General features: G+C 67.7%; 17 protein-coding genes. 9 read left to right on the forward strand and 8 right to left on the reverse strand.

The genetic code is table 11. The features are described 5' to 3' along the window. Positions 1-25: 25 nt before the first annotated feature. Together ACWGI2_RS29615 and ACWGI2_RS29620 are read left to right on the forward strand one after the other, a co-directional pair. Positions 26-472, forward strand: a complete 447-nt coding sequence (locus ACWGI2_RS29615) for an anthrone oxygenase family protein (protein WP_453698617.1) — start codon at positions 26-28, stop codon at positions 470-472. A gap of 74 nt (positions 473-546) precedes the next feature. Next, positions 547-972, forward strand: a complete 426-nt coding sequence (locus tag ACWGI2_RS29620) for a DUF4267 domain-containing protein (RefSeq protein WP_453698619.1) — start codon at positions 547-549, stop codon at positions 970-972. Between the two features lie 13 nt (positions 973-985). Here ACWGI2_RS29620 and ACWGI2_RS29625 read toward each other — a convergent pair whose 3' ends face one another. From ACWGI2_RS29625 to ACWGI2_RS29635, 3 genes are read right to left on the reverse strand one after another with little or no spacing between them, the layout of a single operon-like run. Then, positions 986-1,261, reverse strand: coding sequence for a DUF397 domain-containing protein (locus tag ACWGI2_RS29625; protein ID WP_453698621.1), 276 nt, complete (start codon positions 1,259-1,261; stop codon positions 986-988). A 54-nt stretch (positions 1,262-1,315) separates the two neighbouring features. Next, complete coding sequence (locus ACWGI2_RS29630; RefSeq protein ID WP_453698623.1) at positions 1,316-1,594, reverse strand: DUF397 domain-containing protein; 279 nt, start codon at positions 1,592-1,594, stop codon at positions 1,316-1,318. Next, complete coding sequence (locus tag ACWGI2_RS29635; RefSeq protein ID WP_453698897.1) at positions 1,591-2,451, reverse strand: helix-turn-helix domain-containing protein; 861 nt, start codon at positions 2,449-2,451, stop codon at positions 1,591-1,593. The genes ACWGI2_RS29630 and ACWGI2_RS29635 overlap by 4 nt, the downstream gene beginning before the upstream one ends. A 155-nt stretch (positions 2,452-2,606) precedes the next feature. On the opposite strand from ACWGI2_RS29635, the gene ACWGI2_RS29640 reads away from it, so the two are divergent. The 6 genes from ACWGI2_RS29640 to ACWGI2_RS29665 all read left to right on the forward strand — a co-directional run bounded on the left by ACWGI2_RS29640 (position 2,607) and on the right by ACWGI2_RS29665 (position 6,317). Next, positions 2,607-3,056, forward strand: coding sequence for an ATP-binding protein (locus tag ACWGI2_RS29640; protein WP_453698625.1), 450 nt, complete (start codon positions 2,607-2,609; stop codon positions 3,054-3,056). 260 nt (positions 3,057-3,316) lie between these two features. Next, the gene (locus ACWGI2_RS29645) at positions 3,317-4,117 is read left to right on the forward strand and encodes a helix-turn-helix domain-containing protein (RefSeq protein ID WP_453698627.1); all 801 of its coding nucleotides are present in this window, start codon (positions 3,317-3,319) and stop codon (positions 4,115-4,117) included. A gap of 30 nt (positions 4,118-4,147) precedes the next feature. Beyond that, a complete protein-coding gene (locus ACWGI2_RS29650) occupies positions 4,148-4,495 on the forward strand; it encodes a hypothetical protein (protein WP_453698899.1) in 348 nt (115 codons plus the stop codon). A 1-nt stretch (position 4,496) separates the two neighbouring features. After that, on the forward strand, positions 4,497-4,769 hold the full coding sequence (locus ACWGI2_RS29655) for a ribbon-helix-helix domain-containing protein (protein WP_453698628.1): 273 nt from the start codon (positions 4,497-4,499) through the stop codon (positions 4,767-4,769). Further along, the gene (locus ACWGI2_RS29660) at positions 4,766-5,023 is read left to right on the forward strand and encodes a PIN domain-containing protein (protein ID WP_453698630.1); all 258 of its coding nucleotides are present in this window, start codon (positions 4,766-4,768) and stop codon (positions 5,021-5,023) included. The genes ACWGI2_RS29655 and ACWGI2_RS29660 overlap by 4 nt, the downstream gene beginning before the upstream one ends. A 175-nt stretch (positions 5,024-5,198) precedes the next feature. Beyond that, positions 5,199-6,317: an ADP-ribosylglycohydrolase family protein gene (locus ACWGI2_RS29665; protein WP_453698632.1), complete on the forward strand. Its 1,119-nt coding sequence runs from the start codon at positions 5,199-5,201 to the stop codon at positions 6,315-6,317. A 79-nt stretch (positions 6,318-6,396) separates the two neighbouring features. Here ACWGI2_RS29665 and ACWGI2_RS29670 read toward each other — a convergent pair whose 3' ends face one another. Continuing rightward, positions 6,397-7,968 (reverse strand): sodium:solute symporter family protein, encoded by a 1,572-nt coding sequence (locus ACWGI2_RS29670; RefSeq protein ID WP_453698633.1) that lies wholly within the window; start codon positions 7,966-7,968, stop codon positions 6,397-6,399. 293 nt (positions 7,969-8,261) lie between these two features. Continuing rightward, complete coding sequence (locus ACWGI2_RS29675; RefSeq protein ID WP_453698635.1) at positions 8,262-9,050, reverse strand: SDR family oxidoreductase; 789 nt, start codon at positions 9,048-9,050, stop codon at positions 8,262-8,264. 90 nt (positions 9,051-9,140) lie between these two features. Here ACWGI2_RS29675 and ACWGI2_RS29680 point away from each other — a divergent pair, with 90 nt between their 5' ends. Further along, complete coding sequence (locus ACWGI2_RS29680) at positions 9,141-9,980, forward strand: hypothetical protein (RefSeq protein WP_453698636.1); 840 nt, start codon at positions 9,141-9,143, stop codon at positions 9,978-9,980. 81 nt (positions 9,981-10,061) lie between these two features. On the opposite strand, the gene ACWGI2_RS29685 is transcribed toward ACWGI2_RS29680, so the two are convergent. From ACWGI2_RS29685 to ACWGI2_RS29695, 3 genes are all read right to left on the reverse strand, one after another. Further along, a complete protein-coding gene (locus ACWGI2_RS29685; protein ID WP_453698638.1) occupies positions 10,062-10,259 on the reverse strand; it encodes a DUF397 domain-containing protein in 198 nt (65 codons plus the stop codon). Positions 10,260-10,487: 228 nt separating this feature from the next. Beyond that, positions 10,488-11,345 (reverse strand): Scr1 family TA system antitoxin-like transcriptional regulator, encoded by an 858-nt coding sequence (locus ACWGI2_RS29690; protein WP_160505605.1) that lies wholly within the window; start codon positions 11,343-11,345, stop codon positions 10,488-10,490. Between the two features lie 398 nt (positions 11,346-11,743). After that, a complete protein-coding gene (locus tag ACWGI2_RS29695; RefSeq protein ID WP_160505604.1) occupies positions 11,744-12,526 on the reverse strand; it encodes a GOLPH3/VPS74 family protein in 783 nt (260 codons plus the stop codon). Positions 12,527-12,716: the final 190 nt, after the last annotated feature.

Here is a 12,716-nt window from a genome sequence, read left to right on the forward strand (position 1 = left end):
GATTCTGGATTCCAGGGGGATCATCATGCTCGACGCACTTGAGGTCATCACCACCGTCACCGTCGGCGTGATGGTGGGGGTGGAGTTCTCCGTCGCCTTCGTCATCAACCGGATCCTCGACGCGCTCCCCGAGGACAGCGGCCAACTCGGCCGTGCCCACGGGGGCAGGATGCTCGGCGCCGTGATGCCGGTCTGGTACATCACCTCGCTCGCCCTCGTCGCGGTCTGGGCCATCGCCGGATGGGACCACCAAGGCGCTGGCCTCGTCGTCACCGCAGGCGCGCTGCTGATCGTCAGCGTGATCATGTCGATCCTGCTGCTCGTCCCGATCAACAACCGGAACAAGACGTGGACGCCTGAGAACCGGCCCGCCGACTGGAAGCAGCAGATGAATCGCTGGGAGCGCTTCCACTACGTCCGCGTCGCCGTCATCATCGCCGCCTTCGCCCTGCTGGTCACCGCCCTCACCTGAGCCGGCGGGTTCACCCGCCCCCTCGAACTCGAAGCTCACCAAGCTGCTGACGAAGACTCGCAAGGAGAAGAACAATGCCGCTGAAGAAGATCAACACCGTCCTGGCCGCCGCCTTCATCCTCTTCATCCTCTGGTTCGGGACGGAGTTCATCCTGAGCCCGGAGACGACGGCGCCGGGCTTCGGCCTGCCGAGCTGGCCGTCCGGCGACGGCGGCGGCTTCCTGATCATCAAGGGAATCCGCGACGTCGTCCTGGCCCTGGTCCTTGGCGTCCTGCTGGTGACGGGCCACCGCCGGGCCCTGGGCTGGGCGCTGCTGGTGGAGGCCTTCGCCGCGTACGGCGACATGACCACCGTGCTGGCCCACCACGGCTCCGTGGCCACCGCGCTCGGCGTCCACGGCCTGACCGCGACACTCATGGTGATCAACGGCCTGCTGATACTGCACGAGACCCGCAAGCCCGCAGCTGTTGCGGCAACGCCCGCCCCGCAGCCTGCCTGAAGCCGGGGCTGTTTCAGGCGGGGCGCGGGGGTGTGGTCGCGTAGGTGAGGAAGTCGGCCCAGGTGCTGTTTGCGAAGGTGAGTTGGGGGCCTTGGGTGTTCTTGGAGTCGCGTACGTGGATGGTGCGGGGGGTGGGGGCGATTTCGACGCAGTCGGAGCCAGCCTCGTTGCTGCTGTAGCTGCTCTTGCGCCAGGCCATCTCTACGCAGTCGGGGCCGTCAGCCGTGCTGTAGCTGCTCTTGAACCACTCCAGCTCGGGATCGTCCCCGGTAGAAGGCTTGAGGCTCATGTCTCTCCCAGCACTTCCTCGATGAAGGCCCGCGCCGACTTCCCCGGGGTCGTTTCAGGCGAGGTGCGCGGATGTGGTCGCGTAGGTGAGGAAGTCGGCCCAGGTGCTGTTCGCGAAGGTGAGTTGGGGGCCGCGGGTGTTCTTGGAGTCGCGTACGTGGATGGTGCGGGGGGTGGGGGCGATTTCGACGCAGTCGGAGTCGGCCTCGTTGCTGCTGTAGCTGCTCTTGCGCCAGGCCACCTCTACGCAGTCGTTAGGCGCACTGCTGTCGCTGTAGCTGCTCTTGAACCACTCCAGGTCGGAACCATCCCCGGTAGGGGGCTTGAGGCTCATGTCTCTCCCAGCACTTCCTCGATGAAGGCCCGCGACTCATTCGGCGTCAGAGCCTGGGCCCGGATCATTCCATAGGACAACTCCAGGATCTGTAGATCCTTGGGGTCGGAGACCGGGCGTCCGTTGAACTCTCCGTCGCAGCGTCCTAGGGCTGTGCCGTCCCTGAATCTCAACACCTGGATCAGGCCGACCATTCCAGCGTTTTCCTCGCGACTGGTCGGCATGACCTGGATCGAGACGTTCCTCAACCGCGCCAGCGCCAGCAGGTGTTCAAGCTGCCGCCGCAGAACCATTCTGCCGCCGATCGGCCGCCGCAGTGTGGTCTCTTCCTGGACGAAGCTGAGAGCGGGCGCGGGAGATCGGTCGAAGATCGATTTCCTGGCCGTCCGGGCAGATACCTGGCGCTCTACCTCGTCCTGCGTGAGCGCGGGCTGCCGCGTCTCGAACAGCGCCTGCGCGTACTCCCTTGTTTGCAGCAGGCCATGCAGGTTGTGATTTCCGTACGCTTCCAGCTGGACCGCCTGCGCCTCCAACTTCGCCAGGTCCCGGAGCTTCTTCGGGTACCGCGCCTTTTCCAGGTCCTCCGCCATCGCGGTGATCTTCCCGCGTGCCCCTAGGACTTCATCCACCTTGGTCAGGAACTCCGGCCTGGGAATCCGCTTCCCGGCTTCCACCTTGTACACAAGGCCCTCGCCGTATCCGACCGCTTTGCCGAGCTCGGTGGCGCGCATACCCGCCCCCTCGCGCCACAGCTTGATCTGCCGACCGACTGCGATCACCGTTCCCGAATCGTCCTCCGGTCCGACCTCCCAGCCGGGTTCGTCAGCTCGTTCCCTGTCGTCGCCCGTGTCCACCAGCGCCCACCTCCGACGTGCTGTCCGTCCCCAACGCCCCCTACGCCCAACACGTCACGCGAGACAGTCTGTACAGAGCTGGACAACGCCAAGACAGTCACCGTACGTACGGGCGTGATCACTGTTCAGCGTACGCAGCCGCGACCACGCTGAGTGACATGAACCCAGAAGTCACCCAATCCAGCACCCAAACCAGCACCCCCACCCACCAGTTCACCGTCCTGCTCTCCGCAACGCGAAGAGGCGCCCGCCTGGCGAGGCTGCTCACGGAGCGTCAGCTCGCCGACTGGCAGCGCCCGTCCGAGGCGGCGGAAAGCGTCGTCGCCGAGCTCGCGGCGAACGCGGTCCTGCACGGCCAAGTGCCGGGCCGGGGCTTCCGGCTGACCCTCACGCTGGACGCGACCCGCACGCTACGTATCGAGGTGACCGACCCTCGGGGTGACCGGCTCCCACGAACCCCGGATCCGGCCGGAGGCTACGCGGAGTCGGGGCGAGGTCTGATCCTCGTCGCGGCGTACGCGGACCGCTGGGGCGTGGACGAAGGCCCCGCCCCCTGCAAAACCGTCTGGGCGGAGCTCGCACTGCTACCGGATCGTGGCGCGACGTGACCCGGTCAGGCCTGACGCCAAAGACAAAGAACCAGGTAAAGGGCTTGGGGAAACCCCACCCCACCCCGCCTGTAGCGCATCGTCACCCACAAGAGTGGTCATCGCCAACTCGGCTGGCGCTCAGGGGATTTCGTGGTGCAACGTCAGCCGCGACAGAACGCGAGACAACACGCAAGACAACCGAACATGAGACGGCCCCCGCCGGGACTGCAATCCCGAACGAGGGCCTGACCACCGAGGAAGAATGAGGCCTCTTCCCCATGGCTCAACAGCAGCCTAGCGCGCCCCTGCGCGCCCGCACCGGCCGTACGCGGACCGGACTTGACCACGTGGTGGAACGCCACAGCGAACAGTTCACCGTGGTCGGAAACCACCTCGCCCAGCACTCCGAGTTGTCCCTGACTGCGATCGGTCTCGCGACGCACCTCCAGTCGCTTCCCGATGGCACGCCGGTCGGCATCAAGGCTCTGGCCGCGAAGTTCCCCGAAGGGGAGACGCGCATCGCCTCCGCCCTGCGGGAGTTGGAGGCGCACGGCTACTTGTCCCGCACCAAGGAGCGACTTTCGTCCGGCCGGATCGTGACGCGTACGACGTCGTACAACAGGCCTCGCCCCGAGCAGTGCGAGCAACCCCAGCAGCCCCAACCCACGCACCCGTTCCCCGAGCCGGAGAAGCCGCCGGAGAAGCCGGTTGACCTCGAAAGGCACCGCACAGCGGCGGAGCTACTGTCCGGGCTACGCACCCTCGCCCCGCGACTCCTGCTCACCGAGCGCGACGTACGCCGCCTCGTACCGGCTGCCGCCGCCTGGCTGGAGCGCGGCGTGGCCGCAGCTGACGTACAGCTGACGCTGGCGTCCGGGCTGCCCCCGGAACCCCTGCGCCACCCCGCGGCCTTCCTCGCCCACCGCCTGACAGCCCTGCTGCCCCCAGCCTCCCTCACCGCACCGAAGGCGCCCCGCCCCGACCCGCTCCAGACCTGCGAAGCCTGCGACCGCGCCTTCCGGGCCCCTGAGCCAGGCCAGTGCGGGGACTGCTGTCGGTCCGGCGCGACCGCAGCGTAGGAGATACCGGAAGTGACATCGGAGGTCACCGTGAGCGCCCAGCCCGACGGCCCGTACGGACCGCTGATCCCCATGCCTGAGCTCACTCCGGACGCGCTGCGAGCCGCCGTCTCCCGCATCGCGCCCAGCCGGATTCCCGCCCTCACGGAGCACCTCTTCGAGGCCACGACGAACGCTCAGCAGACGCAGAGCCTCGCGCCGCTGCGGGCCTTCGTGCATTTCTGGGCCGTGTTTGTCGCGACCGAACGACACCCGGTGCGCGCCGCCCGACTTCGCGAGCTGGAGCGGATCGTGGACTTGGGGGAGCAGGACCCGGCGGCTGCCATCGCGGAGATCCGTGCGATCCGTGAGGCGGCCGAGGTAGAGGCAGGACTGTGACATGGCACTGAAGCGCACCAACGTCTACGCCGACGACGAAGACCTCGCGATGATCAAAGCGGCTGCCGCGCGCATGGGAGTCTCGGAGGCCGAAATAGTCCGCGAGGGCATTCACCGCATCGCCTTGGCAGCCCGCATCTGGGACGAGCCGTTCGTCACCGGTGAGGAGACGTTCGATCTCGGTGGGCCTGTCACGGATGACGACATCCGTACGGCCGTGACCGAAGCGCATGAGGCGCGAGAGCGCCGCAATCGGGGGCACGCGACTTCTTGATCGCCATCGCTGACACCCCCGGATTGCTCACGCTCTACAACCGTTCCGACCCGGATCGCGAAGCAGTCCGCAAGGCCGCGGACCAGTGCGCTCTACTCGTCGCCACCCCTCCCACCCCGGATCACCTCGACGTGGCGCTGTCCTTACGGGTCCGGTACGACTCCCTCGGCCTCGACCTCGTGGATGCCGTGAACGTCGCCCTGGCCGCCGAGTACGACACCGATGCCGTACTGACCCGGGACATCCGGGACTGACCTTTCGCGGAGGTTCGTGGATCCATGAAAAGCCCCTGTGAAGTCCGGTCAAAAGTGATCTGAAGGGCGACTCTTCAGATATCTCTTCGTCTCTGAACCGACCGTTCCCGTTCGATTACAGTGCTGCGCAGAACGTGCGCGGAGGGTGCGCGGGAGAGCAGGGAGAGGAGGTGCCGTGAGCACCGCAGCAGCCACCGGAGTCTGGGGGCGTGCCGAGCAGCAGGACTTTCGCAGCCGGGTTCGCGGCACGTTGCTCGGGGCCGCCGTCGGGGACGCGCTGGGCGCGCCCGTCGACACGCTGAGCCTCGATGGGATACGGGAGGCTCACGGCGCCGAAGGGCTTACCGAACCCGCCCCCGCGCACGGCAGGCGCGGAGCCGTCACCGCCGCCACGCAGCTCACCCTCTTCACCGTCGACGGACTCATACGCGCCCAGGTGCGGCGCGACACCGGCGCCTGGCATCCGCCCACCGACCTGCATCGCGCCTATCGCCGCTGGGCCGCCACCCAGAGCGACTGGGGCCCCGACGAGCGCCGCAAGGAAGACGGCTGGCTGGCCCGCGAGGAGTGGCTCTACTCGCGGCGGTCGCCCGCCCGCGCCTGCCTGGTCGGGCTCGGGGACGAGAACATGGGGACGCTCGAAGCCCCCAAGAACCCGGAGGAGCGGGGAGCCGAGGCCGCCACGCGGTCCGCTCCCTTCGGGCTCCTGGTCGGATGGGAGCCGCAGCTGGTGCTCCAGCTCGCCGTGGAGTGCGCCGTACAGACGCACGGGCACCCCACCGCCTACCTCGCCGCAGGCGCGCACACCATCCTCGTGCACGGACTCGCCCGCGGAGAGTCGTTGGACGGCGCCATCCAGCGGGCCCTCGCCCTGCTCGCCGCCCGGCCGGGGCACCAGCCCGTCACCGATGCGCTGAAGCACGCCCTCGGAGCCGTACGGCAGGGGATGCCCACTCCGTCGCGAGTGGAGGAGCTGATGGGGGACGGGGGAGCGGAGGGTGCGCTCGCCGCCGCCGTCTACTGCGCTCTCGTAGGTGAAGACATCCGGCACGGGCTGCGTCTCGCCGTCAATCACGGGGGAGCGTCCGCTGCCGCTGGCAGCCTCTGCGGGGCGCTGCTCGGCGCGCTGCACGGCGAGACCGCGCTGCCTCCGGGCTGGCTCACCGAGCTGGAGGGGCGGGCCACGATTCTTGAGCTCGCGGACGATTTCGCCATGGAGATGACGCAGGGCCCCGCGCTGCACGGGCCCGCCGTCTCGTCGCCGGGGTGGCTTGCGCGGTATCCGCGCGCTTGAGGCGGTCCGGAAGGGAACGCCGGACAGGCGGTGTTCAGCCTGTCCGGCGTTTGAGGACGAACTCGGCGAAGCCGGTGATCTACGGCAACCGGCCCTGGGGGGCGACTGCCTCGTCGGCCTCCTCCGCAGGGGGAGGAATCACTGCTCCACCGGCGGAGCCATCCGTATTGATCTTCTCGATGATCGCGTCCCGCTCCGGGGTGTCCTCCGGCTTCACGAAGCCGACGACGATGTAGAGGATCAGCGAGACCGCGAGTGGGATCGAGACCTGGTACTCCAGCGGCACCCCGCCCTCGACGCTCCAGTTGATCGGGTAGTTGACCAGCCAGAAGGCGAGCAGCCCCATCGACCAGCTGGTCAGCGCCGCGGTCGGCCCCGACTTGCGGAACGTCCGCAGCAGACCCAGCATCATCGGGATCGCGATCGGGCCCATCAGGCCCGCCACCCACTTGATGACGACCGTGATGATGTCCTTGAACGCGGGGGAGTTGACCTGCGTGGCCACCGCCATGGACAGGCCCAGGAAGACGACGGTCGTCAGGCGGGCGGCGAGCAGGCCCGAGCGTTCGTTCCAGCGCCTGGCCTGACGGGAGATCACCGGCGCAACGTCCCGCGTGAACACCGCCGCGATCGCGTTCGCGTCCGAGGAGCACATGGCCATCGTGTGCGAGAAGAATCCGACGATGACCAGGCCCAACAGGCCGTGTGGCAGAAGCTGTTCGGTCATCAGGGCGTATGAGTCCGAGCCGTCCGGCTTCTTGGCGTCGACCAGGAGCGGGGACATCCACATGGGGAAGAAGAGGACGACCGGCCACACCAGCCACAGGATCGCCGAGAGCCGTGCCGAGCGTGCGGCCTCGCGGGGGCTCGACGTGGCCATGTAGCGCTGGGCCTGGTTGAGCATGCCGCCGTTGTACTCGAAGAGCTTGATGAAGAGGAACGCGAGCAGGAAGACCGTTCCGTACGGCCCGACCAACGGCTCGCCGTGGCCGGCGAGTTCGGGCTCGTCCCAGACCCCGAAGAAGCCGCCGTGCGGGCCCAGCTTGGAGACCACGGCCACGAACATCGCGATACCGGCGAGGAGTTGGATGACGAACTGGCCGAGCTCGGTGAGCGCGTCGGCCCACAGCCCGCCGATGGTGCAGTAGATGGCGGTGATCACGCCGGTGATCAGGATGCCCTGGTTGATCGAGATGCCGGTGAAGACGGCGAGCAGCGTGGCGATGGCGGCCCACTTGGCGGCCACGTCCACGATCTTCAGGAGCATGCCGGACCAGGCGAGGGCCTGCTGGGTCTTCAGGTTGTAGCGGTTCTTGAGGTATTCGAGCGGCGAGGCCACGTTCAGCCGCGAGCGCAGCCGGTTGATGCGGGGCGCGAAGAGCTTCGAGCCGATGGCGATACCGAGCGCGATCGGGAACGACCAGGTGATGAAGGACGTGACGCCGTAGGTGTACGCGATGCCCGCGTACCCGGTGAACATCACCGCGCTGTAGCCGGACATGTGGTGCGAGATGCCGGACAGCCACCAGGGCATCTTGCCGCCCGCGGTGAAGAAGTCGCTGACGTTGTCCACGCGCTTGTGGGACCAGATGCCGATCGCGACCATGATGCCGAAGTAGCCGATGAGCACGGCCCAGTCGAGACTGTTCATGTACCCCCTCCAGGGGTCCGCCTTGTGAACTGCGCAGAAATGCCGTGCACTTCGCCAGTTTCGTGACATACGGGACGTGGGCGGCCTTGAAGTGCCCGCTCATGGTGGGTTCGGGCGTACGCCGCGGACAACCGGCCGTGAGGTCAAGAGCGAGTAAAATTGTTCCGTTTGCTGATCTGCGTTCACATTCTTGATTCTGGGAGAGCGCGAAAAACGGCTGTACGGGACGTGATCCCGTACAGCCGTGGGCCGTTCAGCGGCGCGACGCCTACCGCATCAGCGCGGCGCGACGCCTACCGCATCAGCTCTCCCGCGTTCACCAGCAGCGACTGCCCCGTGATCGCCCGCGCCATGTCCGAGGCCAGGAACACCGCGGCGTCCGCCACGTCCCCGTCCGTCGCCAGCTCCGGCAGCGCCATCCGCGCCGCGAGGCGATCCCGTACCTCCTCCTCCGGCACCCCCTCGGTGTGCGCGGTGAACTGGACGTACGCCTCGACCGGCGGGCCCCACATCCAGCCCGGCAGCACCGTGTTCACCCGGACCCGGTCAGGACCCACCTCGTGGGCGAGGGAGTACATCGCCGACGTCAGCGCCCCCTTCGACGCCGCGTACGCCGCCTGCCGCACCTGTGAGGGCGCCGCCACCGCCGACTGCGTACCGATGAACACCACCGACCCGCCCCGCTCCTTGAGCGCGGGCAGGCAGGCCCGCGTCATCCGCAGCGTGCCGAGCAGATTGACGTCGATGACCTGCTGCCAGGTGGCGAAGTCCGCGTCCTGTACGCCGCCGAAGTAGCTGTCCCAGGCGGCCACATGGACGACAGCGTCGATCTGGCCGAAGCGCTCGCGCGCCAGACGCGCGAGCGCGTCGCACTGGCCCTCGTCGGTGATGTCGGTCGGGCGGTACGCCGTGTGCGCGCCCTCGGGGTCGATCTCCCCGGCCGACTTGGCGAGGTTCGCCTCCGTGCGCGCCCCGAGCACGGCGTTGCCCCCGTCCCGTACGACGGCGGCCGCCACCTGGTGGCCGAGGCCGGCGCCGACCCCCGAGACGACGACGGTCTTTCCTTCGAGGAGCGAGCGCATGGGGCGCCTCCCGGCTCTGGCAGTTTTGCTGACGGGGCGTCAGAGTATGGGCGTCCACCGGAGGAAGGAAGAGGGAGGAAGGGGAGAGGCATGAGCGACGACACCCGCAGTGAGGCGTACGGGGAGCTGGCCGGCGTCGGGCCCTACGGCGTGCACCCGGGCCACGCCCTGATCACCATGGTCGAGCCGCACCCGGGCCACGAGTACGCGTACAACCGCTGGTACGAGGACGACCACTACTACGCAGGCGCGATGGCGATGCCCTGGATGTACGCGGGCCGCCGCTGGGTCGCAACCCGAGAGCTCCAACTCCTGCGCGTCCCCGAGAAGTCGGCGGTCGCCCAGCCCGTGACCGCGGGCTGCTACCTCTCCACGTACTGGGTCACCGAGGGCCGCTACGACGAGCACATGAAGTGGACCGTCGGCATCAACAAACGCCTCAACCGCGACGGCCGCGTCTACCAGGACCGCACACACGTCTTCACGGCCTTCCAGGACCACGAGGCCACCGTCTATCGCGACGGGGCGGCCGGACCCCGCGACTTCCACGCGCTCGACCACCCCTACCAGGGCCTCGTACTCGAAGTCGTCGACGCCGAATCGGGCGAGCAGCGGGCTGAGTTGCTGGAGTGGCTGCGGTCCAGGCATCTGCCGCGTGCCCTCGCCGGGTCTCCGGCCGCCATGGTGACCATTTTCCGGCCGACTCCGCTGCCGGGGGACCGGATGACGTACGTGAAGCAGGTGGAGGGAGTCGACACGCGCCTCACGCTGCTCTGGTTTCTCCAGGCCGATCCGCGGGAGTGCTGGCAGGAGTATTTCGCCGGGCGGGCCGACGTGGTGGCGGAGGCCGGGGCGGGGAGGGTGGAACTGGTGGCTCCGTTTATTCCCACGGTGCCGGGAACGGATGCATACGTCGACCAGCTCCGATAAAAGGCCGAGCCCCCTCGGCCGGGACGGCGGGCCAGTCGAGAGGGCTCAATCGGTTCTGCTTATGCAATTGTTGATCTCTCGTTACTTCTCCCGGCCGACCTCGGAGACGAACGCGCGCCATGAGTCGGAGGGAAAGGCGAGGACGGGGCCCTCGATGACCTTTGAGTCCCGGACGGAAATCGCCGTGGAGATGGGGGACTTGACCTCGACACACGCGCCGTTTCCCGTGGAATACGAGGACTTGACCCACGTATTCGTAGCGCCCTGATGAATTGCCATGGTTACTCCGGTTTGCCCAGTTGTTGAGTTGCGGGTCACCGCCAAGGGCGGCTGCGCCAACAGATGTTGCTTGATGGCGTGAATGACGCTACTCGCCAACATCGCTGAGTGAAGGGAGCGTTCACTCGACCGGATGGCATATTCCAGTGGGGTCTTCCGCCTCGCCGAGGGGGAGGTGTACCGTGCGGCGCTCTTCCGCTCGATGCGGTCGCATACGCGATGAACGCCTTAGCGTGCGTACTCTTTCGCGATGTCTGCGATCAGTTGGCGTGATTGATCCACATTCAGGGCCTGTGCCCGCAGATGCTCGTACATCACGCTGTACTGCTGGACGTCGTTCGCCTTCTCCAGATAGAGATCGCTCGTGACGCCCTCGATGTAGACCACGCTGGAATCCGCGGCGTCCGGGAACTCGAGAATCGCGTACTGGCCATTGAGGCCGGGGTGCGCGCCCATCTCGAAGGGAATCACCTGGACGGTCACGTGCGGCAGTTGGGACTGCTCCACGAGGTGTTCCAGCTGGTCGCGCATCAGATGCCGGGAGCCGACCACGCGGCGCAGCGCGGACTCGTCGAGGACGGTCCACAGACGCAGCGGGTTCTCCGGGGCGCTGATTCGTTCCTGCCGGCGCACGCGGACCTGGACGCGCTTCTCGATGTCCGTCGGCGTGGTCTCCGGCAGCGCGCCGGTGATGAGCGCCTCCGCGTACGGACGGGTCTGGAGCAGACCGGGCACGACCTGCGGGTCGTACACGCGCAGGGACGCGGCGTCCGTCTCCAGACCGATGTAGACGCTGTACGGGATGTCGCCGAAGGAGTGCCACCAGCCTTGCTGGCGGGAGTCCTTGGCCATTTGCATGAGCGAGTCGACGATGCGGTGGTCCTCGACCTCGTAGACCCCGCAGAGATCGCGTACATCGCGCTGACTGATCGAACGGCGGCCGTTCTCGAGGCGGCTGATCTTCGACTGCGAGACCAGCAGGCGCTCGGCGACCTCCTCGGCCGTCATGCCCTTGAGCTCGCGGAGCCTGCGGAGCTCCTGGCCCAACCGGCGTCGCCTGACGGTGGGATTGACATTGGACGCCACGGGACGTGCACCTCCGACTACTGCCTCTACTTTGCGTGTCTGCTGTTGAGCAGAGTGCCACCAACGCGTCGCGCACCGCTGGGAAACAGCGATGTGAAGTGCGAACCGCATTGCAATGCATTGCAATGCGACGCGACGCGAAGACGGACGTGAGGACTGGTGTGAGGGGTGCGGCCCGGCCGCGCGGGCGCCACGATGTGCGGCCGCGCGGGGCGGAGGTACCGGTGTCGTCGTCCGGACGTTCCGGTGCCAGTGCCCCGCGCGGCCCAGCGGCTCCCGTACCGGGTCTGGGGGACTGCGGTGCGGCGTTGCTGTTGCCGGTATTGCAGGTATTGCCGGTACTGCGATGAGTCCTTGCTTACGTGCTTACTTGCCTGCCTGAACCTCTCTGACCTGGCTCAGTGGGCCACGGCACGTGCCATGGATCCGCGGCGCGGCTGCATCGGAACCCCGCCGGGTTCCGGCGCGGTCCTGGCCGGCTGTCGGCCACCGCCTGGTCCACCTGGTCCACCCGGCCCGCCCGGTCCCGCTGGGGCCGGGCTGCGGCGTGGCTGAGCGGCCACACCGTTCTGGACGTCCATCACGGCGTGCGCCACGAGGCCGCCCATCGGGTCGTGCCTGATCAGGTCCCGGAGACGGGAGCGCGATGAACGCCCTTCGTTGCCGGGGTAGAGGTGCTTGCCGAGTCCCACTGCGTGAGCGAGCGCGGCGAGCGCCGCGGTCCGCGGGTCCGGTGGTACGCCGGTGCGGATCGCGCTGTCCAGCCGGGACCTGATGTCCCGGCTGATTGCCGTGTCCGTCGCTTGGTAGCGAGTCGTCGGCAGTACTCCGCACATCTGGCCCGATACGGCATGCACCATGCCGCACCGCTCCAGGTGCGCGAGGTAGATCTGGCGCAGCCCCAGTCGGGGCCCGCCAATCCAGTGGACCGCCCGAACCGGGCTGCCGCGCCTGCGCAGCAGTTCCAGTGCGGAGTCCAGAGTCGGATCTCCGGTCGGCCGTGGCATCACCACGGCGATACGATCCCCGTCTGGGGCTATCCGTCCGGCCAGCGCCAGCTCCACTAGCTGTGCTCCGGCCAGACCGAGGTCGAGCGACTGCGGCTGCGCTGTGGTACCCGTGGCCGGGTCCAAAGCGAGCAGCAGAAGCTCCTCCGGAATTGTTCTGCGGCTCCTGCCCATCCATGCCTCCCCGCGTGGATGAATGACAGGGTGACCCCTCTCACATTGGTCTGTCGAGAGTGCGTGACCGGTAAGTACGGGAACCAGTAGGTATGTCGTTCTCGTCTACCACGGGGGTTAAGCCCTCACACAGGACACTGGTACATGGTTCGGACAGCGGGTCCGACCGTGTTTTTGGCGCAACGGCAAC

Source organism: Streptomyces sp. NPDC054866, assembly GCF_053610745.1.

Coding starts and splice junctions, on each gene's coding strand:
- ACWGI2_RS29640 (WP_453698625.1), top strand. CDS start 2,607: ATGAACCCAGAAGTCACCCAATCCAGCACCCAAACCAGCACCCCCACC.
- ACWGI2_RS29680 (WP_453698636.1), top strand. CDS start 9,141: ATGAGCGACGACACCCGCAGTGAGGCGTACGGGGAGCTGGCCGGCGTC.
- ACWGI2_RS29675 (WP_453698635.1), bottom strand. CDS start 9,050: ATGCGCTCGCTCCTCGAAGGAAAGACCGTCGTCGTCTCGGGGGTCGGC.
- ACWGI2_RS29625 (WP_453698621.1), bottom strand. CDS start 1,261: ATGAGCCTCAAGCCTTCTACCGGGGACGATCCCGAGCTGGAGTGGTTC.
- ACWGI2_RS29695 (WP_160505604.1), bottom strand. CDS start 12,526: ATGGGCAGGAGCCGCAGAACAATTCCGGAGGAGCTTCTGCTGCTCGCT.
- ACWGI2_RS29645 (WP_453698627.1), top strand. CDS start 3,317: ATGGCTCAACAGCAGCCTAGCGCGCCCCTGCGCGCCCGCACCGGCCGT.
- ACWGI2_RS29655 (WP_453698628.1), top strand. CDS start 4,497: ATGGCACTGAAGCGCACCAACGTCTACGCCGACGACGAAGACCTCGCG.
- ACWGI2_RS29630 (WP_453698623.1), bottom strand. CDS start 1,594: ATGAGCCTCAAGCCCCCTACCGGGGATGGTTCCGACCTGGAGTGGTTC.
- ACWGI2_RS29620 (WP_453698619.1), top strand. CDS start 547: ATGCCGCTGAAGAAGATCAACACCGTCCTGGCCGCCGCCTTCATCCTC.
- ACWGI2_RS29685 (WP_453698638.1), bottom strand. CDS start 10,259: ATGGCAATTCATCAGGGCGCTACGAATACGTGGGTCAAGTCCTCGTAT.
- ACWGI2_RS29670 (WP_453698633.1), bottom strand. CDS start 7,968: ATGAACAGTCTCGACTGGGCCGTGCTCATCGGCTACTTCGGCATCATG.
- ACWGI2_RS29615 (WP_453698617.1), top strand. CDS start 26: ATGCTCGACGCACTTGAGGTCATCACCACCGTCACCGTCGGCGTGATG.